The organism is Nocardioides ungokensis (assembly GCF_013466985.1).
In the GTDB taxonomy this organism is placed as follows: Bacteria; Actinomycetota; Actinomycetes; order Propionibacteriales; family Nocardioidaceae; genus Nocardioides; species Nocardioides ungokensis.
In genome coordinates this window covers 3,994,298-4,019,101 of record NZ_CP059164.1, presented here as the reverse complement: position 1 = coordinate 4,019,101, position 24,804 = coordinate 3,994,298, and the positions used below count along the sequence as shown (strand labels likewise).

The 24,804-nt window shown below is 72.4% G+C and carries 25 protein-coding genes, 1 tRNA gene and 2 pseudogenes; 13 read left to right on the top strand and 15 right to left on the bottom strand.

The window, feature by feature from the left end; genetic code table 11:
- Positions 1-20 precede the first annotated feature (20 nt).
- Both H0S67_RS19880 and soxR read right to left on the bottom strand, forming a co-directional pair.
- Entirely contained in the window at positions 21-1,226 is a 1,206-nt protein-coding gene (locus tag H0S67_RS19880; RefSeq protein ID WP_180934440.1) for a DUF4032 domain-containing protein, read from the bottom strand.
- A gap of 10 nt (positions 1,227-1,236) precedes the next feature.
- The gene (gene soxR, locus H0S67_RS19875; RefSeq protein WP_180934439.1) at positions 1,237-1,707 is read right to left on the bottom strand and encodes a redox-sensitive transcriptional activator SoxR; all 471 of its coding nucleotides are present in this window, start codon (positions 1,705-1,707) and stop codon (positions 1,237-1,239) included.
- A gap of 51 nt (positions 1,708-1,758) precedes the next feature.
- Between soxR and H0S67_RS19870 the strand changes: the two genes are divergently transcribed.
- The 3 genes from H0S67_RS19870 to H0S67_RS19860 all read left to right on the top strand — a co-directional run bounded on the left by H0S67_RS19870 (position 1,759) and on the right by H0S67_RS19860 (position 3,451).
- Positions 1,759-2,424, top strand: a complete 666-nt coding sequence (locus H0S67_RS19870; RefSeq protein WP_219635357.1) for a thiamine pyrophosphate-dependent enzyme — start codon at positions 1,759-1,761, stop codon at positions 2,422-2,424.
- The gene (locus H0S67_RS27580; RefSeq protein WP_180937022.1) at positions 2,421-3,416 is read left to right on the top strand and encodes a transketolase family protein; all 996 of its coding nucleotides are present in this window, start codon (positions 2,421-2,423) and stop codon (positions 3,414-3,416) included. The genes H0S67_RS19870 and H0S67_RS27580 overlap by 4 nt, the downstream gene beginning before the upstream one ends.
- Positions 3,379-3,451: transfer RNA gene (locus H0S67_RS19860), tRNA-Thr, on the top strand. The genes H0S67_RS27580 and H0S67_RS19860 overlap by 38 nt, the downstream gene beginning before the upstream one ends.
- A gap of 484 nt (positions 3,452-3,935) precedes the next feature.
- On the opposite strand, the gene H0S67_RS19850 is transcribed toward H0S67_RS19860, so the two are convergent.
- The 5 genes from H0S67_RS19850 to H0S67_RS25970 all read right to left on the bottom strand — a co-directional run bounded on the left by H0S67_RS19850 (position 3,936) and on the right by H0S67_RS25970 (position 7,578).
- Positions 3,936-4,889 carry a sensor histidine kinase gene (locus tag H0S67_RS19850; RefSeq protein ID WP_180934437.1) on the bottom strand — a complete coding sequence of 318 codons (954 nt, stop codon included), beginning with the start codon at positions 4,887-4,889 and terminating at the stop codon, positions 3,936-3,938.
- A complete protein-coding gene (locus H0S67_RS19845) occupies positions 4,886-5,701 on the bottom strand; it encodes an MEDS domain-containing protein (protein ID WP_180934436.1) in 816 nt (271 codons plus the stop codon). The genes H0S67_RS19850 and H0S67_RS19845 overlap by 4 nt, the downstream gene beginning before the upstream one ends.
- A gap of 39 nt (positions 5,702-5,740) precedes the next feature.
- Positions 5,741-6,367, bottom strand: coding sequence for a DUF305 domain-containing protein (locus H0S67_RS19840; RefSeq protein ID WP_180934435.1), 627 nt, complete (start codon positions 6,365-6,367; stop codon positions 5,741-5,743).
- 83 nt (positions 6,368-6,450) lie between these two features.
- Complete coding sequence (pdxY, locus tag H0S67_RS19835; RefSeq protein ID WP_180934434.1) at positions 6,451-7,302, bottom strand: pyridoxal kinase PdxY; 852 nt, start codon at positions 7,300-7,302, stop codon at positions 6,451-6,453.
- A 90-nt stretch (positions 7,303-7,392) separates the two neighbouring features.
- Positions 7,393-7,578: a hypothetical protein gene (locus tag H0S67_RS25970; protein WP_246355450.1), complete on the bottom strand. Its 186-nt coding sequence runs from the start codon at positions 7,576-7,578 to the stop codon at positions 7,393-7,395.
- On the opposite strand from H0S67_RS25970, the pseudogene H0S67_RS19830 reads away from it, so the two are divergent.
- A pseudogene (locus H0S67_RS19830) lies at positions 7,490-8,334 on the top strand (aldo/keto reductase). The gene H0S67_RS25970 and the pseudogene H0S67_RS19830 sit on opposite strands and share 89 nt — an antisense overlap.
- 22 nt (positions 8,335-8,356) lie before the next feature.
- Here the strand turns inward: H0S67_RS19830 and H0S67_RS25965 are convergent.
- The 5 genes from H0S67_RS25965 to H0S67_RS19805 all read right to left on the bottom strand — a co-directional run bounded on the left by H0S67_RS25965 (position 8,357) and on the right by H0S67_RS19805 (position 13,538).
- Positions 8,357-8,854, bottom strand: a complete 498-nt coding sequence (locus tag H0S67_RS25965) for a dioxygenase family protein (RefSeq protein ID WP_246354902.1) — start codon at positions 8,852-8,854, stop codon at positions 8,357-8,359.
- A gap of 270 nt (positions 8,855-9,124) precedes the next feature.
- Positions 9,125-10,183, bottom strand: a complete 1,059-nt coding sequence (locus H0S67_RS19820) for a potassium channel family protein (protein WP_219635355.1) — start codon at positions 10,181-10,183, stop codon at positions 9,125-9,127.
- Positions 10,184-10,210: 27 nt separating this feature from the next.
- Positions 10,211-10,900, bottom strand: coding sequence for a uracil-DNA glycosylase (locus tag H0S67_RS19815; RefSeq protein ID WP_180934433.1), 690 nt, complete (start codon positions 10,898-10,900; stop codon positions 10,211-10,213).
- 11 nt (positions 10,901-10,911) lie between these two features.
- Positions 10,912-12,051: an SMP-30/gluconolactonase/LRE family protein gene (locus tag H0S67_RS19810; RefSeq protein ID WP_180934432.1), complete on the bottom strand. Its 1,140-nt coding sequence runs from the start codon at positions 12,049-12,051 to the stop codon at positions 10,912-10,914.
- On the bottom strand, positions 12,048-13,538 hold the full coding sequence (locus H0S67_RS19805) for a flavin monoamine oxidase family protein (RefSeq protein WP_180934431.1): 1,491 nt from the start codon (positions 13,536-13,538) through the stop codon (positions 12,048-12,050). Before H0S67_RS19805 ends, H0S67_RS19810 begins: the two co-directional genes overlap by 4 nt.
- A 70-nt stretch (positions 13,539-13,608) precedes the next feature.
- Here H0S67_RS19805 and H0S67_RS19800 point away from each other — a divergent pair, with 70 nt between their 5' ends.
- From H0S67_RS19800 to H0S67_RS23915, 4 genes and pseudogenes are all read left to right on the top strand, one after another.
- Positions 13,609-14,262 (top strand): TetR/AcrR family transcriptional regulator, encoded by a 654-nt coding sequence (locus H0S67_RS19800; RefSeq protein ID WP_180934430.1) that lies wholly within the window; start codon positions 13,609-13,611, stop codon positions 14,260-14,262.
- Positions 14,259-14,915 (top strand): class II aldolase/adducin family protein, encoded by a 657-nt coding sequence (locus H0S67_RS19795; RefSeq protein WP_180934429.1) that lies wholly within the window; start codon positions 14,259-14,261, stop codon positions 14,913-14,915. Before H0S67_RS19800 ends, H0S67_RS19795 begins: the two co-directional genes overlap by 4 nt.
- A pseudogene (locus H0S67_RS28475) lies at positions 14,912-15,223 on the top strand (PfkB family carbohydrate kinase); the annotation flags it as partial. The gene H0S67_RS19795 and the pseudogene H0S67_RS28475, both read left to right, overlap by 4 nt.
- Before the next feature lie 28 nt (positions 15,224-15,251).
- On the top strand, positions 15,252-15,848 hold the full coding sequence (locus H0S67_RS23915; RefSeq protein ID WP_219635354.1) for a carbohydrate kinase family protein: 597 nt from the start codon (positions 15,252-15,254) through the stop codon (positions 15,846-15,848).
- 164 nt (positions 15,849-16,012) lie between these two features.
- On the opposite strand, the gene H0S67_RS19785 is transcribed toward H0S67_RS23915, so the two are convergent.
- Positions 16,013-17,347: an alpha/beta fold hydrolase gene (locus H0S67_RS19785; protein ID WP_219635353.1), complete on the bottom strand. Its 1,335-nt coding sequence runs from the start codon at positions 17,345-17,347 to the stop codon at positions 16,013-16,015.
- Positions 17,348-17,520: 173 nt separating this feature from the next.
- On the opposite strand from H0S67_RS19785, the gene H0S67_RS19780 reads away from it, so the two are divergent.
- Entirely contained in the window at positions 17,521-18,765 is a 1,245-nt protein-coding gene (locus H0S67_RS19780; protein ID WP_246354901.1) for an SGNH/GDSL hydrolase family protein, read from the top strand.
- A 69-nt stretch (positions 18,766-18,834) separates the two neighbouring features.
- Here the strand turns inward: H0S67_RS19780 and H0S67_RS19775 are convergent, their stop codons facing one another.
- On the bottom strand, positions 18,835-20,274 hold the full coding sequence (locus tag H0S67_RS19775) for an alpha,alpha-trehalose-phosphate synthase (UDP-forming) (RefSeq protein ID WP_180934428.1): 1,440 nt from the start codon (positions 20,272-20,274) through the stop codon (positions 18,835-18,837).
- A gap of 40 nt (positions 20,275-20,314) precedes the next feature.
- Entirely contained in the window at positions 20,315-21,349 is a 1,035-nt protein-coding gene (locus H0S67_RS19770) for a Gfo/Idh/MocA family protein (protein WP_180934427.1), read from the bottom strand.
- A gap of 126 nt (positions 21,350-21,475) precedes the next feature.
- On the opposite strand from H0S67_RS19770, the gene napA reads away from it, so the two are divergent.
- The 4 genes from napA (at position 21,476) to H0S67_RS25960 (ending at position 24,768) form a co-directional block, all read left to right on the top strand.
- The gene (napA, locus tag H0S67_RS19765; RefSeq protein WP_180934426.1) at positions 21,476-21,772 is read left to right on the top strand and encodes a nucleoid-associated protein NapA; all 297 of its coding nucleotides are present in this window, start codon (positions 21,476-21,478) and stop codon (positions 21,770-21,772) included.
- 1 nt (position 21,773) lies between these two features.
- Positions 21,774-22,289: a LytR C-terminal domain-containing protein gene (locus H0S67_RS19760; RefSeq protein ID WP_180934425.1), complete on the top strand. Its 516-nt coding sequence runs from the start codon at positions 21,774-21,776 to the stop codon at positions 22,287-22,289.
- An 81-nt stretch (positions 22,290-22,370) separates the two neighbouring features.
- Positions 22,371-23,216, top strand: coding sequence for a trehalose-phosphatase (gene otsB, locus H0S67_RS19755; protein WP_180934424.1), 846 nt, complete (start codon positions 22,371-22,373; stop codon positions 23,214-23,216).
- Positions 23,217-23,328: 112 nt separating this feature from the next.
- A complete protein-coding gene (locus tag H0S67_RS25960; protein WP_246354900.1) occupies positions 23,329-24,768 on the top strand; it encodes an LON peptidase substrate-binding domain-containing protein in 1,440 nt (479 codons plus the stop codon).
- Positions 24,769-24,804: the final 36 nt, after the last annotated feature.

Genomic DNA, 24,804 nt, shown 5'->3' with positions numbered 1-24,804 from the left:
CCTGCGCCGACTCGGCGGGCTCAGTCGGCCGCGACGGCCTCGTCGGGCTTCTCGAGCAGCACGGTCTCGATGTAGTCGCGGGCGGTGTCGAAGATGCCGATCTCGTGGCCGGCCCGTTCGGAGAGGTACCACCGGTGCACGAGGATCTCGTGGAAGACCTCGGCCGGCTCGAGCTTGCCGCGCGCCTGCGGCGGGATCATCGCCATGATCGGCTCGTAGACCTTGGTGAGCCATCGGTTGGCGACCAGGCTGCGGTCCTCGCGGCCGAGGTCGAAGTTGGCGGTGAACGAGGCGATGTCGTTGAGCAGCCGCCGGGCCTGGGCGTCCTCGACGTTGAGGCCGGTCAGCGCCTGCAGCTCGCGGCGGTGGTGCCCGAGCTCGACCACCTTGGGCTGGATGCGGAGCTCGTCGCCGTCGAAGTCGGTGATGATGTCGAGCTCGTCCACGTCGAAGCCGAGGTTGTTGAGCCGCTCGATGCGCTGCTCGATCCGCCACAGCTCGTCGGCGGAGAACTGCTCCACCGCGGTCAGCTCGTCCCACAGTGCGTGGTAGCGGCTGTCGAGCAGCTCGACGATGTCGTGAGCCTGCACCTCGTCGTCGAGGGACTCGCTGGCCTGCAGGTCGAGCAGCTCCGCGAACACGTTCTCGGTCGCGACGGTGAGGTCGTACTCGCGCATGGCGTCCGAGAGGCTGGACTTGAGCTCACCGGTCTCCGCGTCGACGAGGTACGCCGCGAAGCCGCCCGCGTCGCGCCGGAAGAGCACGTTGGACAGGGACACGTCACCCCAGAAGAAGTCGGCCAGGTGCAGCCGGACCAGCAGCACGACCAGGGCGTCGACCAGCGAGGGCAGGTTGTCGGCGGTGAGCCCGTGGCCGAACAGGCTGCGGTAGGGCAGCGAGAACTGCAGGTGCTGGGTGAGCAGGGCGGCCGGGAGCGGCTCGCCGTCGCCGTCCACGCGCCCGGTGACCACGCCCTGCGGCACCACCGACGGCAGGCCCATCCGCTGGAGGTCACGCAGCAGCCGGTACTCCCGGAAGGCGATCTCCTCCTCGGTCTCCTTGACCGCGTAGGTGCGCTCCCGCAGGCGGACGATGCGGACCACGTGGCGGGAGAGCCCGCGCGGCAGCGGTACGACGTACTCGCTGGTCCACTCCTCCAGGGGGCTGGCCCAGGGCAGGCCGACGATGGCCGGGTCCGGCCTGCTGGTCACGATCCGCAGCGCCATGACTCACAGGCTAGGGGGTCCTGCGGGCCGGCGTCGCCCGCCGGACCCCGGTGGGCTCGAGGAAGACCGGACCCGGGCCCCGTGGCGCCACCTCGTCGTCGGGGTTGTTGAGCGCGCAGGTGCGCAGGCTCAGGCACCCGCAGCCGATGCAGCCGTCGAGCTTGTCGCGCAGCCGCTCGAGCCGCTCGATCTGCTCGTCCAGGCGTGGTCGCCAGGCGCGGCTGAGCCGGGACCAGTCCGCCTTGGTGGGGGTCCGGTGCGCCGGCAGCGTGGCCAGCGCGTCGGCGACCTCGTCGAGGCTGAGCCCCACCCGCTGGGCGGTCCGGATGAACGCGATCCGGCGGAGCATGGCCTGCTCGAAGCGGCGCTGGTTGCCGGTCGTGCGGACCGCGCGGATGAGTCCGCGCGACTCGTAGAAGCGGATCGCCGAGGTGGCCACGCCGGCCCGCTCGGCGAGCTGCCCGATCGTCAGCTGGGTCATGCCCCGAGCATTCCTTGACTTAAAGCCCACTTCAAGTCTCACGATTGACGGGTGAACGAGATCGAGCGACTGATGACCTTGATGACCGGCGACGAGAAGCACTCGGCGGCTGCGACGTCGACCCTCGACGTGATCCGCGTCCTCTACGAGCGGGTGCTCGACGTGAGCCCCGAGACGGTGGGGGACGACCGGCGGGACCGCTTCCTGCTGTCGAAGGGGCACGGCCCGATGGCCTACTATGCGGTGCTCTGCTCGCGCGGGTTCTTCCCCGAGGAGTGGCTGTCCGGCTGGGCGTCGTACGACTCCCCGCTCGGCTACCACCCGGACCGCAACCTGGTCCCCGGCGTCGAGATCGCGTCGGGGTCCCTGGGGCACGGGCTGCCGCTGGCCGTCGGCACCGCGCTCGGGCTGCGCGCCCAGGGCATCGGCGCACGCGTGGTGGTGCTGGTCGGTGACGCCGAGCTCGACGAGGGCAGCAACCACGAGGCGATCGAGCTGGCCGCGGCGCTCGGCCTCGACGCGCTGACCGTGGTGGCCGTCGACAACCGCTCGTCGTCGTACGCCGTGCCGGGGCGCCTCGAGCAGCGGTTCGTCACCGAGGGGTGGCACGCCGTCTCCGTCGACGGTCGCGACCACGACCTGCTCGAGAAGGCCCTGTCCCACCGGGAGATCGGCCGGCCCAACGTGGTCGTGGCGGTCGTGGAGGAGAAGCGATGACCGTCTCGAGCCGGGTCCAGTTCGCCCGCACCGCCACCGACCTGGTGGAGACCGACCTCTCGGTGGCGCTGGTCTACGCCGAGATCTCCGGCCAGTTCTTCGGAGAGGTCGAGCGCCGGCACCCCGACCGGGTGGTCAACGTCGGCATCCGCGAGCAGCTGCTGGTCAACGTGGGAGCCGGGATGGCGCTCACCGGGATGCGGCCGATCGTGCACACCTTCGCCTCCTTCCTCGTCGAGCGCGCCTTCGAGCAGGTCAAGCTCGGCTTCGGGCACCAGGACGTCGGTGGCGTGCTGGTGGGCTCCGGCGGCTCGTTCGACATCGCGGGCGGCGGTCGCACCCATCAGGCTCCCGGCGACGTGGCCCTCCTGGACACCCTGCCCGGGGTGTCGATCCACGCGCCCGGGACGGCGCAGGAGGTCGATGCGGTCCTGCGGAGGTCGGTCGGCGGGTCGGGGCTGCACTACGTGCGGGTGGTGGAGCAGACCAACGCACAGTCCTTCCCCCACGCGCCCGGCCGCTTCCACGTCGTACGCCGTGGGGCCGGGGCGACCGTGATAGCGCTCGGACCGGTCCTGGACGAGGTGCTGTCGGCGACCGAGGGGCGGGACGTGACCGTGCTCTACGCGAGCACGGTGCGCCCCTTCGATCGGCGCGGGCTGCGGGAGGCGCTCGGGTCCCCGGAGGTCGTGCTGGTCGAGCCGTGGCTCGCGGGCACCTCTGCGCACGTGGTCGCCGACGCCCTGCGCGACGTGCCCCACCGGCTGCTCGCGCTCGGCGTCGGGCGGACCGAGCTGCGCCGCTACGGCACCGCCGCCGACCATGTCCGGGCGCACGGCCTGGACGCCACCGGCCTCCGCCGTTCCCTGGACGGCTTCCTCACGCCGGGCCACACGACGCTCGACCCCGGGCGACGACTAGCATGTGACCTCGCCGCGACGGGTGCGCGGCGATGCCGGTGTAGCTCAGTTGGTAGAGCGTTCGCCTTGTAAGCGAAATGTCGCGGGTTCGACTCCTGTCACCGGCTCTGTCGGCGCCTCCTCCTACCGTCGTTCACGTGTTCGAGTGTCGAGGCTGTGGCGCGGTCCTCCCGGGGAGACGGCTCCGCGTCTACTGCAGCAATGCCTGCCAGCGCGAGAGTGAGCGGGTGAAGTTGGTGGCCGAGTGGATCGCGAGCGGAGTCGCCAGCCCGGGCACTGGCCAGCGCCACTACGTCCGCCTGCACCTGATGGATGAGCAGCGCGGGAAGTGCGCGATCTGCGGGCAGCCGTCCAGCTGGAACGGCGCACCTCTCGCACTTGTTCTCGATCACGTTGACGGTGATTCCGAGAACAACCGTCGAGAGAACCTGAGGCTGGTGTGCCCGAACTGCGACTCCCAACTGCCCACATACAAGAGCCGCAACAAGGGGCGAGGTCGACACTGGCGGCGTCAGCGGTACGCCGACGGGCAGTCGTACTGACGCCTCGTGTGGTCGAGCGTGCACCATCGCGCACCCTTACCCACACGACTCAGAGCGGCTGCTCCGTCACGGTGAGCAGGACGCTGCAGCCGCCGGAGGGCGAGCTGCCGATCACCAGGTCGTCCACCAGCTGACGCGCGACCCACAGCCCCATGGAGCTCGCTCCGTCGGGATGCCGGTAGCCCGCCATGGGGTCGACGAGCCCGGGGCCGGAGTCCTCGACCAGGCAGGTCAGGCTCCCGACATCGGTCCAGAGGCTCACGCGCACCGGCGCACGACCGTGGAGGAGTCCGTTCGAGGTCACCTCGTTGACGGCGACACGGAACTGTTCGATGGTCTGCGGCGACACGGCACTGTGCCGGTAGGCGCCGACCTTCACCAGGTCACGACCGGCCGAGAGGTGCTCGAAGTCGTGGATGATCGTGGCCGCGCACGCCTGGGTGGCCGGCGCCTCGGGCCGCTGCGCCAGCGGGGCGGCGAGGAACGCTCCGGGTTCGACGTACTGCGGGTTGTCCCGGTCGGTGAGGTCGACGTTGACGGTGCGGTGGGTGGCCAGCGCGCCGGCGATCACCGAGGCCGGGCGGCGGCGGGTGTCGTAGGTGCACAGCGCCGCGAACGGGTAGGTGCCGAGGGCATCGTCCACAGCGGACTCGTACCTGAGCCAGGCGGCCTGCTGGGTGGCATCGAGGCCGAGCGGGACCGTCCCGGTCACCCACAGGTTCGTGGGCTCGGACCTCTCGGCGAGTGTGCGCTGGTAGGAGAACAGGGTGCGCATGGGCGCCTGGTAGAGCTCGTCGTCGAAGCCGTACGCGAGCCGGGGACCGGTGCCGAGCGCCTCGCGCAACAGGGCCACCCGGTCCCGGGAGCCGTGGACCAGCACTTCCCCGCCCGAGTCCAGCCCGCGGGCGACGAAGGCGCGCGTGCCCTCGATGAGCTCCTCGTCCGTGTCGTGGACCAGGAGGCCGTGCCTGTACGCCGAGTGCATCCGACTGGAGGTTCTCACTGCGTCTCTCCCACGAGGATTCCTTCTGCCTGGTCGATGCCGAGCAGGTGGATCAGCTGCGCGACATGTGGTTGCGGCGACTCCAGCCGGACCTGGCCGCCACCGCCGCGGTGGTCGAGGGTCCCGAACATCAGTGCCCGGGCGCCCGGCAGGTCGAGGAAGTCCAGGCACCTCAGGTCCAGCACGAACGGGTCGCTCCCGGCAGCAGCGGTCGCCGCCGTCAGCAGCGAGATCAGGATCTGCTGGTTCGAGGCGTCCAGCTCGCCGGCCACGGCGAGACCACCCTCCACCGGCGCGGCCTGGAACAGCTGCTCGCGCAACCCTCCGCCGTGCGACTGGCTCAGGAACCCGATCGCGTCCCCGCACTCGACAGCCGAGTACTGGCACAGCACCGACAGGGGGCGAGACGTGCACAGCTCGTCGGTCGCCCGCTCGACGAGCTCGTGACGACTGCGCGGGATCACGTCCCAGGCGGTGGTCGCGTCCCCGGTCCACCGCACCGACGGGTACCCCTCGGACAGCGCCTCGTCGACGACGGTCTCGATGAAGGCGGGGTCGTACGTCGACGGGTCGGCCGGGATCACCTGGATCTGGCCGCGTTCCATCGCCTCGAGCACGTCGGGCTCGTCGCGGAACAGCCCGGCCAGCGACCGGTCGGGAGGGTCATCGGGGGGCTGGGTGCAGAGGATCTTCGCTCCCTGCGTCAGGCCGCGGTGGACCCAGGTGGCGACGCCGGCACGTCGCTGCGACTCCTCGTCGTAGAACAGCAGCACGTGCCCGTCCCACCCCGGGCGCCAGCCACGGGTCTTCACGCCCCCAACGTACTCCCCGACGGTCGATCGTGGCTCGGGTCAGTGCGCCAGCATCTTGCGCATCAGGTCGATCTCGCCCTGCTGGACCGACTCCACGTGCTGGGCGAGGTCGATCGCGGCGGGGTACTGTCCGTGCGCCACCTCGACGTCCGCCATCGCGATCGCCCCCTGGTGGTGGCGGATCATCATCCGCAGCCACATGTCCTCGAAGGCGTGGCCGGACGCCGCGCCCAGCTGACGGAGGTCGCGGCCGGTCATCATCCCCCGGAGGCCATTGGAGCCGCCCATCATGCCGTCGCCGCCCATCGACTCGTCGTCGCCGTGCATGTGACCGGTGATGCCGTCGGGGTCCCTGCCCCAGTCCTCGAGCCAGCCCCGCATCGTCTCCACCTCGCGCGTCTGAGCGGCCTTGATGTGCCGGGCCAGCGCCTCGAACGACGGGCTCAGGTGCCGGCCGCGGGTCATCGCCACCATCCGGAGCGCCTGCTCGTGGTGGGGGACCATCTCGCCGGCGAAGACGACGTCCGCGTCGTCGTGGGCCACGGCGCCTTCGGAGTGGCCCGAGCCACCGGAGACGTCAGGGCTGCCCGAGCTGTCGCCGCTGCAGCCGGTGAGTGCCAGGACGAGGGCGGTGAGCAGGGAAGCGGCGCGGATCAGGTTCTTCACGCGTCCACGTTAGGGGCCGGGCGCCCGCGGCTCCCGGGTCGGAGCATCCCGGCGTGGCGCGTCGGTCACCCGCCGAGACGGGCTCAGCGCAGGCGCCGCACCTCGAAGTTCATCGGCGGCTCGGCGAGGTGGTCCTGGGCCGCCACCAGCTGGATCTCGCGGGTGCCGGCGGCCACCGTCGCCTCGAGCACCGCGAAGACCGACGAGGCCGTGCTGGCCAGGGCCTTCTCGGGGGAGCCGCTCGTGCGCAGGTGCGCCAGGTAGAGGGCAGCGGTCACGTCGCCGCAGCCGTTGGGTGAGATCGGCAGGAGGGGAGTGGTGACCGCCCACGCGCCCTCGTCGGAGACCGCGACCAGGTCCAGGGAGCCCTCCGGCACCTCGTCGTGCAGCACGCTGGTGACGAGCACGTCGCGCGGCCCGCTCGCCCGTACGGCGTCGACCGCGTCGAGGACCTCGGCCAGCGTGGTCGTGGTCCGGCCGGCCAGGAAGTCGAGCTCGAAGTGGTTGGGCGTGACGATGTCGGCCCGTGGCACCACCGTGTCGCGCATGAACTCGGGGATGCCCGGTCGCACGAACATGCCGCGGCCGACGTCCCCCATGACCGGGTCGCAGCAGTAGACCGCGTCGGGGTTCAGCTCCTTGACCATCGCGACGGCGTCCAGGATCACCGCTCCCACCGCCGGGTCGCCCTGGTAGCCCGAGAGCACCGCGTCGGCCTCGCCGAGCACACCGCGGTCCCCGATGCCGGCGATCACGTCGCGCACGTCGTCGGGGGCGAGCAGCGGCCCGCGCCACTCGCCGTAGCCCGTGTGGTTGGAGAAGTGCACGGTCAGCACCGGCCAGACCTCGTGGCCGAGACGCTGGAGGGGGAAGACGGCTGCGGAGTTGCCGACGTGGCCGTAGGCCACCGAGGACTGGATGGACAGGATCTTCACCGCAGCATCCTCGTGCCGCGCCACCGGTGCGGGCAAACCCGAAAGCCGCATCCGGGGGCCTCGTAGGGTCGGCGCCATGAGCGAGATGACCTACCGCGCCCTCGGCGACTCGGGACTGATGGTGAGCGCGGTCGGGATCGGCTGCAACGCGTTCAGCCGCCGGGTGGACCTCGACGGCGTACGCCGGATCCTGGCCGCGGCGCGGGACACCGGCGTCACGCTGCTCGACACCGCCGACGTGTACGGCGTGCGACCGGGCGCCAGCGAGAACCTCATGGGGGAGGCGCTGCTGGCCAGCGGGACGACTTCGTGGTGGCCACCAAGTTCGGCATGGACATGCACGGCGACAGCGGCCAGGACTTCGGCGTGCGCGGGTCGCGTCGCTACGTCCGCCGTGCCGTCGAGGGCAGCCTGCGCCGGCTGCGCACCGACCACATCGACCTCTACCAGCTGCACGTCCCAGACGACGTCACGCCGATCGAGGAGACCCTCTCGGTGCTGACCGACCTGGTGCGCGAGGGCAAGATCCGCTACCTCGGCTGCTCGAACTTCGCCGGCTGGCAGGTGGCCGACGCCGACTGGACGGCACGCTCGGCCGGCCTCGAGCGGTTCGTCAGCGTGCAGAACCGCTACTCGCTGCTCGACCGCTCGGTCGAGGCGGAGGTGGTGCCGGCCTGCGAGAGGTTCGGCCTCGGCCTGCTGCCGTACTTCCCGCTGGAGTACGGCCTGCTGACCGGCAAGTACCGCCGCGGCCAGGGCGCTCCGGCCGGCTCGCGCGCCGCCCTCGACCCGACGCGCGCGCAGTGGCTGAGGACGGCCGACTGGGACCGGATCGAGGCGGTGGAGCAGTACGCCGAGGCGCGGGGGCTGTCCGTCCTCGACGTGGCGATCGCCGGCCTGGCCGCCCAGCCGACCGTCGGCTCGGTCATCGCGGGCGTGACCTCGGCGGAGCAGGTGCGCACGAACGCGGCCGCACTGCGCTGGGAGCCGACAGCCGAGGACCTGGCCGAGCTCGACGAGATCGCGAGCTAGAGGTCAGCGGCCGGCGCGCTGGTCAGGCGACCTGCAGGGACCGCTTCGACAGGCCGAGCCAGAACCCGTCGATGACCTGGAGGCCGGGCTCGTCGGGGTTGGTGGCGGCGCCCAGCGTGACGAACAGGGGCGTGTAGTGCTCCACCGTCGGGTGGGCGTAGGGCATGCCGGGAGCGTTGGCGCGGTAGTTGGCCAGCTCGTCGACGTCGCCCCGGGCGAGTGCGTCGGCGGCCCAGGCGTCGAAGTCCCGCGACCAGCCGGGTGCGGCCGCGTCGAGGCGGAAGTCGGTGAGGAACGGCAGGCCGTGGGTGAGGAAGCCGGAGCCGATGATGAGCACGCCCTCGTCGCGCAGCGGCCGGAGCCGCTCGCCGAGCTTCATCAGTCGCACCGGGTCGTGGGTCGGCAGCGACATCTGCAGGACGGGAATGTCCGCGTCGGGGTACATGATCCTCAGCGGCACCCAGGCGCCGTGGTCGAGGCCCCGGCTGGCGTGCTGGTGCACCGGCTCGGAGGCCGGCATCAGGCCGGCGATCCGCTGCGCGAGCGCGGAGGGCGTCGGGCGTCTCGTAGGTCATCCGGTAGTACTTCGCGTCGAAGCCGCCGAAGTCGTAGACCCGGGGCGCCGCTCGCGGTGAGGCTGACCGGGGCGGACTCCCAGTGGGCGCTGACGATCAGGATCGCCTTCGGGCGGGGAGGTCGGCGGACCAGGCGGCGAGCTGGCCCGACCACGTGGGGTCGTCGAGGAGCGGCGGTGCGCCGTGGCCGATGTAGAGGGCAGGCATGCGGTCGTTCACACTGACTCCAATGGTTGAGGATTAAACTTTATTCCATCGAAGGTCTGCCCGTCCAGCATGTGCCTACCGGGCCAGCGCGGCCAGGGCCTCCAGCTCGGCCTGGGTGCCGAGGGCGATGAGGACCGCGCCCGCCGGCACCACCAGGTCGTCGGGCGGGTTCGGCTCGAGCTGGCCGTCGGGTGCGCGGCGTACGGCGAGCAGCAGGGCGCCGGTGCGCTCGCGCAGCCGCAGCCCTCGAGGGAGTGCCCGGCGACGGAGGAGTCCGCACCGACCGGGACCTGCTCGACACGCCAGTCGATGTTCTCGTCGTGCATGACCACGTCGAAGAACTCCGCCACGTGCGGCTGCAGCGCGAAGACCGCCAGCCGGCGGCCGCCGATGCGCTGCGGGTTGACCGCACGGGTGGCACCGGCGAGGTGCAGCTTCGCCTTCGAGTCCGTGGTGCGGGCCCGCGCGACGATCACGACGTCCGGCCGGATCGCCCGCGCCGAGAGCGTGGCGTAGACGGTGTCGGCGTCGTTGTCGAGCGCGACCACCACGGCGCGGGCGTTGTCGAGCCCGGCCTCGCGCAGCACCCGGTCCTCGGTGACGTCTCCGACCAGGTGCAGCACGCCCTCGGGCAGGTCGGCGAGCCGGCTCCGGTCGGTGTCGACGACCACGACCTGGTGCCCGGCCGATGCCAGGAAGTCGGTGGCCGCCCGGCCGACCCGGCCGTAGCCACAGATGATGACGTGCTCGCGCAGGGCTGCGATGCGCCTGTCCATGCGTCGCCTTTCCAGGTGCTGGCGGAGCTGGCCCTCGGTGACGGTCTCCAGGATCACGCCGAGGTTGTAGAGCACCGTGCCGACGCCGACGACGATCAGCACGATGGTGAAGATCATCCCCGCCGTGGTGAGCGGCCTGACCTCCCGGAAGCCGACCGTCGCAACGGTGGTGACGGTCTGGTAGACCGCCTCCAGCAGGGTGAAGCCGAGCAGCAGGTAGCCGACCGTGCCGAACACCGTGACCGCCGCGAGCGCGGCCAGCGCGACCACGAGGCGGCGTACGGTGCTCACGCGCTGACCGTAGCGGCCCGGACCCCGCTATGTCGGGAGTCGCCAGTCCACCTCGTGGCCGCCCTGCTCGACCAGCAGCCGGTTGACCCGGCTGAAGGGGCGCGAGCCGAGGAAGCCGCGGTGTGCCGAGAGCGGGGAGGGGTGGGTCGACTTCACGCAGGGCACCGGACCGAGCTTCGGCTCGAGGCCCTGCGCGTCGCGGCCCCACAGGATCGCGGCCAGCGGGCCGCCCCGCCCGGCGAGCGCGTGGATGGCGCACTCGGTGACCTCCTCCCAGCCCTTGCCCCGGTGGGACGCGGGCTGGCCCGGCTGCACCGTCAGGGCGCGGTTGAGCAGCATCACCCCCTGGTCAGACCAGGCGGTGAGGTCGCCGTGCTCCGGCGGCTCGATGCCGACGTCGCTGCGCAGCTCGGCGTAGATGTTGGCGAGGCTGCGCGGGATCGGCCGCACGTGCGCGTCGACCGCGAAGCTGAGCCCGATCGGGTGGCCCGGGGTGGGGTAGGGGTCCTGGCCCACGACCAGCACCCGGACGTCGGCGAGCGGCCGCTGGAACGCGCGGAAGACCCGCTCGCCGTCCGGCAGGTAGGGCCGCCCGGCCGCGAGCTCGGCCCGCAGGAACTGCCCCATCGCGGCGACCCGGGCGTCCACCGGCGCCAGCGCCTCGGCCCAGTCCGGAGCCATCAGTCCCTTGTCGACCAGGCCTGCCAGCGCGCTCATGGTGGGTGAGGCTATCGGGGTGAGGGGTCAGCGCCAGAAGGCGCTGCGGGGCAGGTACGCCGCCCGGCCCCGCTCGCGCACCTCGACGTCGAGGAGGGCGTGGGGGAGGTGTCGCCGAAGAAGGACTGGTTGGCGACCAGGACGCGGCTGCCGAGGAAGGTCGCCGACGACGGGGTGTCGAAGGGGATGGCCGAGCCGTTCTCGCCGGTGCCGGGCACCTGGGGGAAGCGGGCGATCTCGTGGCCGTCCGCCCCGAGCTCGACCAGCTGGTTGGAGAGGCCTGCGTCCGCGACGTACACGTGGCCGGAACGGGCGATGCCGAAGCCGTCGGGCAGGTCGCCCGGGCTCGAGGTCCACAGCGTCCGCAGCCGGCCCGGCGCGCCCGAGCGACGTAGCGGCAGCCGGTAGAGCTTCCCGTCGGTGGGCACCGACCCGTCCGTGGCGGTCGACTGCTGGGTGATCAGGAAGTCGCGTCGGCCGGGCCGGTAGACCAGCCCCGCGGTCCCGAACTCCGAGCCGTCCAGCTGCGCCGAGGCGAACCACACCCGCGGCCGGACCGACCCGCGCGGGATCTTCCAGATCACCGCCTGTCCGTAGTCGCTGACGTAGAGCGCCCCGCCCGGCCCCCAGGTCGCGTAGTTGGGGATCGCCGGGTAGTCCACGGCGTTCGGCGAGCACCCCGGCCCGCTGGTCCCGGGGGCGCACGTGGGCAGGTCCGGCAGCGTCGCCCACGTCCGGAATTGCCCGGTCCGCACGTCGAGCGTCATGACCGACGACGTCGACTTCTCCAGCAGCACCAGCCGGCCGTGCGCGTCGGCGTTCGCGACCTGGACGCCGTGGTCCTCGTCGAGGTGCTGCCCGGGCACCGTCCACGACCGCAGCAGCGTGCCGCCCCGGGACCACTCGAGCACCCGGGAGCGCTGGTGGTCACCCTGGGGGTTCGTGTAGGTGCCGGCGTAGACCCGGCCGTTGCGGTGCGCGAAGGCGTACGCCGGGTAGCCGGGTGCCGGCACGTGGGCGAAGACCCGGGTGTCCCACTTCCCGCGCGCCGGCGTCTCCCCTGCGGACGCCGGCGCGGGACCCGACCCGAGGCCGAGGGGAAGGCCCAGGGAGAGGCCCAGGGACAGTGCGGTGACCAGCAGTCGCCTCACAGCTGCTCCAGCACCTCGACCGCCGCCCGCTGGCCGGCGCGCACGGCGCCGTCCATGTAGCCGGTCCAGTACGTCGAGGTCTCGGTGCCGGCCCAGTGCACCCGGCCGAAGGGCCGCCGGATCGCGGGACCGAAGCGCAGCATCGTCCCCGGTGCGTAGTTGGCGACCGGGGCGCCGCGGGTCCAGACCTCGTGGGTCCAGTCGTGCTCGACGTAGTCGATCGGGTGCAGGGCCTGGTCGCCGAACATCGCGGCGAACCCTTCGAGCACGGCCTTGCGGCGCTTGGCCTTCGTCTGCACGCCGTACTTGCGCCAGGTGCCGCCGCCGACGAACGCCAGCAGCACGCCGGGATCGCCCGGCTTGGGACAGTTGTCGAACGCCGCGCGCACGGCGCCGGAGTCGCTGATGCCGAACCCGTTGAGCCCCGCCTCGCGCCAGAACGGCTTGTCGTAGATGGCGTCGCACTTCATCAGCTGCCCCATGTCGAGGTGTCGCAGCAGCTCGAACCGGCGCGCGGGCAGCCGCGGGAACCAGTCGATGTCGAGGACGAGCGGCGGGGGAGCGGCCACGATGACGCGCTTCGCGGTGACCGTGCCGCGCCCGGTGTGCACGACCGCGTGGTGGTCCTTCTGCTCGATGCGGTGCACGGGCGCGGCCAGGGCCACGACGTCGCCGAGCTGCCGCGCCAGCCCCAGGGGCACCAGCTGCGACCCGCCGACGAAGCGTCGCTCCTGGGCGCCGCCGGTCGTGTCGGAGTTGCGGGAGAAGGTCCCGACGTTCTTCTCGTTGCCCGAGCACGCGACGTACCAGAGCACGTAGAGGAAGGAGAGCTCGCTGGGGTCGGCGCCGAAGCCCGGCTGCGTCCAGCAGCGGATGAGGTTCTCGACGCCGTCGCTGTTGACCGCGTTGCGCCGGATCCACTCGCCCAGCGTCTGCTGGTCCCAGTCGGTGGCGCTCGGGTGCGTCCAGGGCGCGTCCACCGGGATCTCCGAGGCGTACTGGTCGATCTGCTGGAGCAGGCGGGCGGCGTCCGGGAGGATCGTGGGGTCCGGCGGCACCGTGCCGGAGTACTCCATCCGGCCGGTCGTGGAGGAGATGTAGACGCTGTTGCCGGTGTTGTACTCCTTGAACGTCGGCACTCCGAGCTCGTCGGCCAGGGCCGTGATGTGGGTCTGCGTGGGCCCGATGAAGGCGCCTCCGGACTCGATGGTCGCGCCCTCACGGAGGTGGTGGTTGAGCACCCGGCCGCCGACGCGGTCGCGGGCCTCGACGAGCAGCACCCGTCGCCCGGCGCGGGCGACCTTGCGCGCGGCCACCAGTCCGGAGATGCCGCCGCCCACGACGACCACGTCGACCTGCCCGGGCAGGGAGCCCTGCAGCGAGGCGTCGGCGGCGTCCAGCCCGGTGAGCGCGCCGGTGCCGACGGCCAGGCCGCCGAGCGCTGCGCCGCCGAGGAGGGTGCGGCGGGTGAGGGGGAAGGAGGTCATCAGGGCTCCGGTTCCGCTCAAGAGACATGAATATGTGTCAGGTTCGGGTTCGTAGAATACACTGGTCCGCATGCCTGCGGTACGGACCCACCAAGCCACCCCGAAGCGACGGGTCCCGACGCAGGAGCGCAGTCGTCGCCGCGTCGAGGAGATCCTCGACGCGGCGGCGCGGCTCGTGGTCGAGCGCGGGGTCGAGGCGCTCAGCACCCGGGACATCGCGCAGGCGGCGGGCGTCCCCGTCGCCTCGCTCTACCAGTACTTCGCCGACAAGGAGGCCGTCCTGCTCGCGCTGGCCGCGCGCGACATGGAGGAGATGGACGGCCAGGTCGTCGACGACCTCGCCGGGCTCGACGTCCTCACGGTCGCGGGCGTCGTCCGGACCACGATGCTGGCGTTCGTCGCGGTCTACCACCGCCGGCGCGCGTTCGTGGAGATCTACCTGCGCGGGCGCACCAACGCGGCGGTCCACCGGTTCGGCCGCGAGCACAACGCCCGCGTGGCCGAGACCTTGTACGCCTTCGCCGTGGATGCGGGGCTCGCCCGGCCCGAGCTCACGCCGGCGATGGCGCTGCTCGCGGTCGAGGTCGGGGACCGGGTCTTCCAGCTCGCCTTCGAGCACGACGCCGACGGCGACCCCGTCCTGATCGAGGAGGGCATCGCCATGGTCACCGCCTACCTCGAGCGGTACGCCACGCCCGCGGGGCTGGCGGGGACCCGCCCGTGACGGACGCCGCCGCGCTGCGGGACGCGGTGGCCACGGCCGCCCGTCGCCTCGCGGCCGCCGGCCTGTTCATCGGCACGTCGGGCAACCTCAGCGCCCGCGACGGCGACCGGGTCGCGGTGACCGCCACCGGGGTGACGCTGGCCGACTGCCGGCCCGAGCAGGTCACCGTCGTCACGCTCGGCGGTGAGGTCGTCACCGGCGACCTGGTCCCGACCTCCGAGCTCGACCTGCACCTGGGCGTGTACGCCGACACCGGCGCGGCCGCGGTGGTGCACACCCACGCGCCGTACTCCACCGCCGCGGCGTGCGTCCTCGACGAGCTGCCGGTGCTCCATTACCAGCAGCTGCTGCTGGGCGGGGCCGTGCGCGTCGCGCCGTACGCCACGTTCGGCACCCCCGAGCTCGCCGCCCGGGTCCGCGACGCGCTCGCGGGCCGGCAGGCCGCGCTGATGGCCAACCACGGGTCGGTCGCGGTGGGCGGCAGCCTCGACCGTGCTGTCGAGCACGCGCTGCTCCTGGAGTGGCTGGCCCAGCTGCACCACCGCGCGAGCGCGCTCGGCACCCCGCGTCAGCTCACCGACGAACAGCAGGCGGCCGTGGTCGAGGAGGCCGTGCGCCGCAGGTACGGAACCCCCCAGGAGAACCCGGCATGACCATGAAGATCGCCACCGTCGGCGTGCACGTGCTCGACGTCCACGTCATCGGCGTCGAGTCGGTCCCCCGCGGGTCGGATGGCCAGCTCGTCGACACGATCCGCTTCTCCGCGGCTGGCACCGCCGGCGGCACGGCCCTGGTCCTGAGCCGGCTCGGTGCGGAGGTACTCGGCTTCGGCGCCGTTGGTGCGGACCCGATCGGCGCCACGCTGCTGGCCCTGCTCGGGCGGGAGGGTGTGGACACCACGGGCCTGGTCCGGCGCGGGGACCAGCAGACCTCCGCCTCGGTGATCCCGGTGCGGCCCAACGGTGACCGGCCGGCCTGGCACTGCCTGGGTGCCAACGCCACCTTCACCCTCGACGACCTCGACCTCGCCGCCCCTCGACGGCATCACCCACCTGCACCTCGGTGGCCCGGAGTTCCTCGGCGGCGAGGCAGCAGCCAAGCTGCTGGCGCACGCCCGCTCGCTGGGCGCTACCACGTCACTCGACCTGCTCGCCCCCGGCGACCCCGGCCTGCTCGAGTGGGTCGCCGACGCGCTGCCGCAGACCGACTACCTGCTCCCCAACGACGAGCAGGTGCTGGGCTTCACTGGCGCCGCGTCCCTGGCCGAGGGCGCCCGGGCGCTGGTGGCGGCGGGTGCGGGCTGCGTCGCGGTGACCCAGGGGGCGAGGGGCGCGCTCGTGGTCACGGCCGACGACGAGGTCGAGGTGCCGGCGTACGACGTGGAGGTCGTCGACACCACCGGCTGCGGCGACGCCTTCTCCGCCGGATTCCTGCGCGGGCTCTCCCTGGGCCGCGACCTGCGCGGCGCCGCCGAGCTGGGGTGTGCCACCGCCGCCCAGGTGGCGGGTGGCCTCGGCACCGACGCCGGTTCCTACTCGCTGGCCTCGGTCGAGGAGTTCCTGGCGGCCACCCCGCCCCGCCGCTAGCTCGGGCGGACCGGCGTCGCCCCCCCGCGCCGACCCGGCTCAGCGGGTGGCCCGATCACGGGGCGGTGGGTGGTTGCCGATTGGTCACCAACCACAAGATTCTCGGCCCCGGGGATGCAGTTCGTGACCAACGGGTGCGGCGCCCACCCGGCCGCCTCCAGCCGTCAGCGGGAGAGCGCCCGGGAGCCGCCGGAGCCGTAGCGGCGGGACGGGTTGGACCCGATGGCCTCGGCCGACGCGGACTTCTTGGCAGGACGCTTCCTGGCCGGGGTGGCCCCCTTGGCGGAGGCGGCCTTCGGCGCCGCCTTCTTGGGCGCCGCCTTCTTCGCCGGGGCCGCCTTCTTCGTGGCCGCGGACTTCTTCGACGCCGTCTTCTCGGCGCCGGACCTCCTCGCGGCCTTCTTCGCGGTGGGCGTCGGGACGCCCTCCGCGTCGCTGGACCACTGCGCCACCCACTCGTCGAGCACCTGCCAGGTGGAGGTCCGCGCCCGCCGTCCGGTCAGCATCCCCAGGTGGCCGCCGGGCACGATCTCGAAGCGAACGTCGCGGGCGCCGGTCAGCAGCGGGACCACCGCCTTCACCGACGGCGCTGGGGCGATCCCGTCGGTGGCGCCCCCGAAGACCAGCACCGGGGCCTTGATGTCGGCCAGCGAGATGGTGCGGTCGCCGAGCTCCATCGACCCGGTGACCAGGGCGTTGCCCTTCACGAAGCGGTGGTAGAGCTGCCCGAAGGTCCGGCCGGGGTAGGCGATCATGTTGTCGGTGAACCGGTCTACGGCCTCGAGCTGGGCCAGGAAGTCGGTGTCGTCGAGGTGGGTGGCCACGGCCACCGGCTTGGTCACGAGCTTCTGGAACGACGACATCTGGAACGCCCAGCGCACCAGCGGCTTCGGCGCCCCGCCCAGCACCTGGTAGGTGCGCGTGATGCCCCCGCGGCCGTCGGTGAAGTTCAGGAGCGGGCGGAGCGGCGCCACGAGCGGGACCTGCTTGACGTCGACGGGCGACCCCACGACGGTGAGGGACGCGATCGGCAGGTCGGGGGTGTCGGCGGCCGCGAGCATCGCGAAGATGCCGCCCAGGCTCCAGCCGACCACGTGCACGGGACGGTTGCCGGCGTGCGCCGACACCTCGCGGATCGCGGTCGGGACCACCTCGTCGACCCAGTGCTCCATGCCGAGGCCGCGGTCGCGGAAGGAGACCTGGCCGTACTCCACGAGGTACGTCGGGCGGCCCGCGGCGACGAGGTGCTCGACCAGCGAGCAGCCCCGGCGCAGGTCGTAGCAGAGCGCGGGTGCGGCCAGCGGGGTCACCAGGAGCACCGGGTCGCCCTGCTCCTTGACCTTGGCGGCCGGACGGTAGTGGTAGACCTCGCGCAGCGTCCCCTCGTCGATGAGGGTGCGCGGCATGGGGCGGAGATCGGCAAGACCGCCGTACAGGACCTTGTGGGCCACGTTGCTGGCAGCAGAGACGACCTGATCGGGCTTCGGGATCAGATCCATGGCCGAAAAATACCCGACGCCGGGACCGGGGTTCGCGGGATGGACACGTCAGGCTCGCCACACCCCCGTCCGGCGGGGTCTTCCCGGGGCCCCGCGCGCTCCACTACGTTCGCTGACGGCCGGTCGGTCGACCGGCCGGGGAGGGATCGGACCTCGTCGAAGGAGACCCCACCGTGTCGCTGCTCTCGGGAGCAGGCCGGTCACGCCTGCGCGTGCCTGCCGTCCTCCTGGCCCTCATCCTGTCCATCGCCCTCGGCACCGCCGCCGGCCCCGCGCCCGAGGCCCGCGCCGACGGGCCGGGCGTCGGCACCCCGTGGGTCGTCACCGTCGGTGACTCCTACGTCTCCGGGGAGGCCGGCCGCTGGGCCGGCAGCTCCAACGACTCCTCGTCGTACGCCGACGCGCTCGGCCCCACGGCGTACTACGACAACGCCGGCGGCACGGGTGAGACGATCCCTCGCTGCCACCGCAGCAAGTCCGACGAGGCCTACATCGGTGGCGGCGTCAACGGTCTGGACCTCGCCTGCTCCGGCGCCAGGACGAGCACGTTCACCAACAGCGACGGCTACTTCAAGCCCGGCCTGGACTTCTACAACAGCGGCGGCCAGCAGGGGCAGGCACTGATGCTGCAGAACGCCGCGGCCTCCCACAACGTGAAGATGGTCGTGGTCTCCATCGGCGGCAACGACTTCAACTTCGCCGACATCGTGCAGTCCTGCGTGACCGACTTCCTGACCTCGCCGGCCTGGTGGCCCGACTACTGCAAGGACGACAGCTCGGTCACGTCCAACTTCACCTCCGCCAACGTGAGTGCGGTGAAGACCCGGATCGCCACCGCGCTCCAGAACGTCCGCACGGCGATGCGCAACGCCGGCTACGCCGACACCGCGTGGACGATGCTCGTGCAGACCTACCCGTCGCCGATCCCGAACGGCTCGGGCTTCCGCTACTCCGAGAGCGGCTACACCCGGCAGAGCACCGGCGGCTGCGGCTTCTGGAACGCCGACGCCGACTGGGCCAACGCCAGCGCGCTGCCGACCATCAACAGCACGGTCACCGGTGCGATCAGCCAGGCCGGCATCACCAACAGCAGGACGCTCGACCTGGCCTCGGCGTTCAACGGCCGGCGCCTGTGCGAGAACACCGTCGGCCTCTACGAGGAGCAGGGGCTGACCTCGTGGACCCAGCCCGGGGCGGTCGACAGGACCGAGTGGGTCAACCAGATCCGCACGGTGTCGACGTGCTGCTCGGGCAGCCCCTACTACATCCAGGAGTCGCTGCACCCGAACTACTGGGCGCAGCTGGCCACCCGCTCCTGCGTGCGGCAGGCCTGGAACGGGGGCACGCCGCGCGGCGGCATCTGTCGCATCGCCGGCACCGGGCTGGTCAACGGCGAGCCGAGGATGTCCCTGGGCTAGGACCCGGGGGAACGTCATACGTGCCGGTCGTCGGGGCGACCGGCGCATATGACGTCCAGCCGGGGAGCGTCAGGAGCGCTTGGCCGGCCGCACGGTCTTGCCGTGCGAGGGGCGCACAGCGGCCAGCTCGCCGAGGAAGCTGTCGGCCCAGGCGTTCACGTCGTGCTGGATGATCGTCTTGCGCATCGCCTTCATCCGGCGCGAGCGCTCCTTCTCCTCGGCCTCGTAGGCCTCGAGCAGCGCCGCCTTCATGCCGTTGATGTCGTAGGGGTTGATCAGCCAGGCCTGGCGCAGCTCCTCGGCCGCGCCGGCGAACTCCGAGAGCACCAGGGCGCCGTCGTTGTCGTAGCGGCAGGCGACGTACTCCTTGGCCACGAGGTTCATGCCGTCACGGAACGGCGTGACGACCATGATGTCGGCGGCCCGGTAGAGCGCCGCCATCTCCTCGCGCGGGTACGACGCGTGCAGGTAGGAGATGGCCGGCCGGCCGATCCGGCCGAGGTCGCCGTTGATGTGGCCGACCAACCGGTCGATGTCGTCGCGCAGGATGCGGTACTGCTCCACCTGCTCGCGCGACGGCGTGGCCACCTGCACGAAGACGGCGTCCTCGACGTCGAAGTGGCCGTCGATGATCAGCTCGCTGAAGGCGCGCAGCCGCGCGTAGATGCCCTTGGTGTAGTCGAGCCGGTCGACGCCCAGGAAGATCCGCCGGGGATTGCCCAGCGCCTCGCGGATCTCCGCCGAGCGCTTCTCGACCTGCTCGGAGCGCGCGAGCTCCTCGTAGCCGGCGGTGTCGATGGAGATCGGGAACGCCGCGGCGCGCACGGTGCGGCCGTCGGGCAGGTAGACCAGGTCGCGGTGGGTCTTGTGGCCCACACGCTGCCGCACGAGGCGCACGAAGTTCTGCGCGCCGCCGGGCAGCTGGAAGCCCACCAGGTCGGCGCCGAGCAGGCCCTCGAGGATCTGGCGGCGCCACGGCAGCTGCTGGAACAGCTCGGCCGGCGGGAACGGGATGTGCAGGTAGAAGCCGATGCGCAGGTCCGGGCGCAGCTCGCGCAGCATCTGCGGGACCAGCTGCATCTGGTAGTCGTGCACCCACACCGTGGCGCCCTCGGAGGCGACCTCGGCCGCCCGCTCGGCGAACCTGCGGTTGACCGAGACGTAGGCGTCCCACCACTCCCGGTGGAAGCTCGGCTTGGCCACCAGGTCGTGGTAGAGCGGCCACAGGGTCGCGTTGGCGAAGCCCTCGTAGAAGTACTCGACCTCCTGCGGGGTCATCGACATCGGCACCAGCGACAGCCCGTCGGCGTCGAAGGGCTCGTGGCCCTGGTCGGTCCCGCCCGGCCAGCCGATCCAGGTGCCGTCGTTGGCGCGCATGATCGGCTCGAGGGCGCTGACCAGCCCGCCGGGGGAGGGGCGCCACTCCTGGCTGCCGTCGGGCAGCGTGACCCGGTCGACGGGCAGCCGGTTGGCGACGATCACGAGGTCGGCGGAGCCAGAGGAAGCCACGGCCCAACCCTAGGGGGTGTCGCTCAAGTGCTGGCCGGGCTCAGCTGTCGTCGACGGCGTAGCGCACGCCGATCTGGGCCCGCAGGTCGTCCATCTGCCGCATCAGCGCGACGGTCTGCGCGTGCGGCACCAGCGGGCTCTCGCGCAGCCCGGCGCGCAGGCAGCGCACCACCTCGGCGATCTCGTTGCCGTAGCCCCGCCCGATCACCGGCTCGTCGCCCACGACGTGGACGGGCTCGCGCCGCGCGTCGACGTCGTTGGAGCCGCCCTCGGCGTACGGCGTGAACGTGGCGCGGGTGGGGTGGTGGAAGTCGTCGAGGTCGATCCGGCCGCGGTCGGTGGCCAGCGCGGCCGCCCGGGAGGACCACGACGTCATCGAGGCGGTCATCGTCGCCAGCGCTCCGCCCGGGTAGCGCCCGGTCAGTGCGACGTCGAGGTCGATGCCTCCCTCGGAGAGCGAGGCCACCGCGTGGAGCTCCTCGGCCTCGCCCAGGAACAGGTGTGCCACGGTGAGCGGGTAGATCCCCATGTCCAGCAGGGCGCTCGCGCCGAGCTCGGGGTTGAGCATCCGGTCCTCGGCCGGGGCGTCGACCCGGAAGCCGAGCTCGGCGTGGAAGTGGCGCGGGGTCCCGAAGCGGCCGGCCCGCAGGTCGGCGGCGACGCGCCGCACGACCGGGTGGCAGGCGGTCCACATCGCCTCCATCAGGAAGCGGTCGTGCTGACGGGCCAGCGCGACCATCTCCTCGGCCTCGGCGAGGTTGAGGGTCAGCGGCTTCTCGCACAGCACGTGCTTGCCCGCCTCGAAGGCGAGCCGGGCGTGGTCGAGGTGCAGCGCGTGCGGGGTCGCGACGTACACGACGTCGACCGCGGGGTCGGCGACCAGCTCCTCGTAGGAGCCGTACGCCGCGGGCGCGGGGTGCTGGCCGGCGCCGTGCCGGGCGGCGAACGCCTCGGCGCTCGCCAGTCGCCGGGAGCCGACGGCCGCCAGCCGCGCGCCGGGCACCAGGGCCAGGTCCGCAGCGATGCTGTGCGCGATCTTGCCGGTCGCGAGGATGCCCCATCCGATCTCGTCCACCCCGTGACCCTAGGGTGTCGCGACTCGCCCGGACGGAATGACATCGTTGTGGTTCGTCCCCTATAGACTGACGCTCGACCGTCAGGTAGACGAGCTCGCACCACGATGTACCAGGGGAGACAGCGCATGGATGCCGCGAACGCCCTGCACGGCGGCGACGCCGGGGCGACGCCGAGCCTGAGCGACCGGGACCGCGAGATCCTCGAGTTCGAGCGCCAGTGGTGGAAGTACGCCGGGGCCAAGGAGACGGCCGTCCGGGAGAAGTTCGACATGTCCTCCACCCGCTACTACCAGGTCCTCAACGCCCTGATCGACCGTCCCGAGGCCCTCGAGGCCGACCCGTTGCTGGTCCGTCGGCTGCGCCGCCTGCGCGCCGCCCGCCAGCGCCAGCGCTCGGCCCGTCGACTCGGCTTCGAGGTCTGAGGTGCGTCCCCGCGACCAGCGCGGCGTGGTGTTCCCCTCGCCGGTGGTGATGCTCAGCATCATCGCGGTCGCCATGGCCGGCATCGCCTACGTCGCGACCCGAGGCCAGGAGGCCCCCGAGCGCGACGTGACCACGGTCGCCCGGACCGAGCCGACCCACACGCCCTCCACGCAGCCGTCGGCCAAGCCGACGCTCGCGCCGCACAAGCCCGCGAAGATCAAGCACAAGCCGCCGGCCGTCGAGCGCGGCAAGGTCTACGTCGAGGTCTACAACAACTCGGGGATCACCGGGCTGGCCGGCAGCGTCGGCGCCCAGGCCTCCGACGCGGGGTGGCAGGTCGTCGGCTCGGACAACTGGTACGGCACCATCCCCGCGAGCACCGTCTACTACCCGGCGCGGCTCGAGCCCGCGGCGAAGCTGCTGGCCCTCGACCTCGGGATCCACCGGCTCGAGCCGGCGGTCGACCCGATGCGGCTGGACCGCCTCACGGTCATCCTGACCGGTCCGCTGGGCTGACCCGGATCCAGGCAGGGTCCCGGTCGGGCCCTGGCCGGGCCCCGCCCCACGGCTCCCGCCGTTCGTGGTTGGGTGTTCCCCATGGAGTTCACCTCGATCGGGGGCGAGCAGAGGTACGCCGCGCTGGTGCGGGCGGCGCCGACCTGCGTGGTCGGACTCGACTTCGACGGGACCCTGTCGCCGATCGTCGACGACCCCGCCGCGGCGTACATCCATCCCGAGGCCCGCGATGTCCTCGTCGACCTGGCCACCCAGGTGCTGGCGATCGCCGTGGTCACCGGGCGCCCGGCCCGGCAGGCGCTGGCCCTCGGCGGCCTCGAGGAGGTCGGCAACGCCATCGGGGACGCCGGCAAGGAGCTCTACCTCTTCGGCCAGTACGGCAACGAGCGGTGGTCCTCCACCAACCGTCGGGTGATCTCGCCCCGCCCCCCGCACGGCCTGGCCACCTTCCTGCGTGAGCTGCCCCGCACCCTGCGTGCGGCGGACGCCGGCGACGCCCACCTCGAGGACAAGGGCCTGGCGGTCGCGATCCACACCCGTCGCCTGCCGGATCCCCAGGCGGCCTTCGAGCGGCTGCTCCCGCTGGTGCGCGACGAGGCCCGCCGGCACGAGCTGACGGTGGAGCCGGGGCGCAACGTGATCGAGATCCGCTCCGCCGGCATGCACAAGGGGGTCGTGGTGGACACCCTGGTGAGCGAGCTCGACGCCGGCGCCTTCCTCTTCGCGGGCGACGACCTCGGCGACGTCGAGGCCTTCGAGGCCGTGGACAAGCTGCGGGACGGCGGCATGCCGACACTGCTGGTCTGCGCCGCGTCGCACGAGGAGAGCACGCTCGAGGCCCGTGCCGACGTGGTCGTCAAGGGCCCCGAGGGGGTCCTCGACCTGCTCCGCCAGCTCACGGCCGACGCCCGCGAGCTGCGCGCCTGAGGGCCGGTCCGGACGGGCGTGTTCGCCCACGACGAACACGCCCGATCGGCGGAACACCACCCGCGCGCCGAGAGTTGAGTGGACGTCGCTCAAGTCTTGAAAGTGAGGCGCCATGTCCGCCGTCAACCTGCCCGTCCTGTTCGTCTCCGACCTCGTGGTGCTGCCGGGCATGGTCGTGCCCGTCGAGCTCGACGAGGCGTCCCGCGCCGCCATCGACGCGGCCCGCTCGAGCAGCGAGGGCAGGCTGCTCGTCGCCCCGCGTCTCGAGGACCGCTACGCGTCGTACGGCGTGATCGCCTCGGTGGAGCGCGTCGGCCGGCTCAGCGGTGGCGGCCCCGCGGCCGTGCTCAAGGCCGAGGGGCGTGGCCGGATCGGCAGCGGCGTCACCGGGCCCGGCGCGGCGCTCTGGGTCGAGGTCGAGCCCGTCGAGGAGGTCGTCACCGACCGCGCCCGTGAGCTGGCCGAGGAGTACAAGCGGCTCGTCGTCGCCGTGCTCCAGCGCCGCGAGGCGTGGCAGGTCATCGACACGGTGCACCGGATGACCGACCCCGGCGCGATCGCGGACGCCGCGGGCTACGCGCCGTACCTCTCCCACGACCGCAAGCGCGAGCTGCTGGAGACCCCGGACGTGGAGGCGCGCCTCGAGACCCTCATCACCTGGACCCGCGAGCACCTCGCCGAGGTCGAGGTCGCCGACAAGATCGGCGAGGACGTGCGCGAGGGGATGGAGAAGACCCAGCGCGAGTACCTGCTGCGCCAGCAGCTCGCCGCGATCCGCAAGGAGCTGGGGGAGGACCAGCCCGACGGCGCCGACGACTACCGCGGTCGCATCGAGGCCGCGGACGTCCCGGACGCCGTCCGCGAGGCGCTGCTGCGCGAGCTCGACAAGCTCGAGCGCTCCAGCGACCAGAGCCCCGAGACCGCCTGGATCCGCACCTGGCTGGACACCGTGCTCGAGCTGCCCTGGCGCGTCACCACCCAGGACAGCACGGACGTCGAGGAGGCACGCAGGGTCCTCGACGCCGACCACCACGGCCTCGACGAGGTCAAGGAGCGGATCGTGGAGTACCTCGCGGTGCGCGCCCGCCGGGCCGAGCGCGGCCTGCAGGTCGTCGGGGGCCGGGGCTCCGGGGCGGTGGTCCTGCTCGCCGGCCCGCCCGGCGTCGGCAAGACCTCGCTGGGCGAGTCGGTCGCGCGCACCCTGGGCAGGAAGTTCGTGCGGGTGGCGCTGGGAGGCGTGCGCGACGAGGCCGAGATCCGCGGCCACCGGCGCACGTACGTCGGTGCCCTGCCGGGCCGCATCGTGCGCGCGATCAAGGAGGCCGGGTCGATGAACCCGGTGGTGCTGCTGGACGAGGTCGACAAGGTGGGTGCCGACTACCGGGGCGACCCGGCGGCGGCCCTGCTCGAGGTGCTCGACCCGGCGCAGAACCACACCTTCCGCGACCACTACCTCGAGCTCGACCTGGACCTCTCGACGTGCTGTTCATCGCCACGGCCAACGTCGTCGAGCAGATCCCCTCCGCCCTGCTGGACCGGATGGAGCTGGTGACCCTCGACGGCTACACCGAGGACGACAAGGTCGCGA

What these genes read in the sequence shown, in the direction of transcription:
- H0S67_RS19880 (WP_180934440.1), bottom strand. Translation starts at nt 1,226, where the DNA reads ATGGCGCTGCGGATCGTGACCAGCAGGCCGGACCCGGCCATCGTCGGC.
- soxR (WP_180934439.1), bottom strand. Translation starts at nt 1,707, where the DNA reads ATGACCCAGCTGACGATCGGGCAGCTCGCCGAGCGGGCCGGCGTGGCC.
- H0S67_RS27580 (WP_180937022.1), top strand. Translation starts at nt 2,421, where the DNA reads ATGACCGTCTCGAGCCGGGTCCAGTTCGCCCGCACCGCCACCGACCTG.
- H0S67_RS25970 (WP_246355450.1), bottom strand. Translation starts at nt 7,578, where the DNA reads ATGAGGTTCTCGCTGGCGCCCGGTCGCACGCCGTACACGTCGGCGGTG.
- H0S67_RS25965 (WP_246354902.1), bottom strand. Translation starts at nt 8,854, where the DNA reads ATGCCGGCCTCCGAGCCGGTGCACCAGCACGCCAGCCGGGGCCTCGAC.
- H0S67_RS19815 (WP_180934433.1), bottom strand. Translation starts at nt 10,900, where the DNA reads ATGAGCGCGCTGGCAGGCCTGGTCGACAAGGGACTGATGGCTCCGGAC.
- H0S67_RS19805 (WP_180934431.1), bottom strand. Translation starts at nt 13,538, where the DNA reads ATGACCTCCTTCCCCCTCACCCGCCGCACCCTCCTCGGCGGCGCAGCG.
- H0S67_RS19800 (WP_180934430.1), top strand. Translation starts at nt 13,609, where the DNA reads ATGCCTGCGGTACGGACCCACCAAGCCACCCCGAAGCGACGGGTCCCG.
- H0S67_RS19785 (WP_219635353.1), bottom strand. Translation starts at nt 17,347, where the DNA reads ATGGATCTGATCCCGAAGCCCGATCAGGTCGTCTCTGCTGCCAGCAAC.
- napA (WP_180934426.1), top strand. Translation starts at nt 21,476, where the DNA reads ATGGATGCCGCGAACGCCCTGCACGGCGGCGACGCCGGGGCGACGCCG.
- otsB (WP_180934424.1), top strand. Translation starts at nt 22,371, where the DNA reads ATGGAGTTCACCTCGATCGGGGGCGAGCAGAGGTACGCCGCGCTGGTG.
- H0S67_RS25960 (WP_246354900.1), top strand. Translation starts at nt 23,329, where the DNA reads ATGTCCGCCGTCAACCTGCCCGTCCTGTTCGTCTCCGACCTCGTGGTG.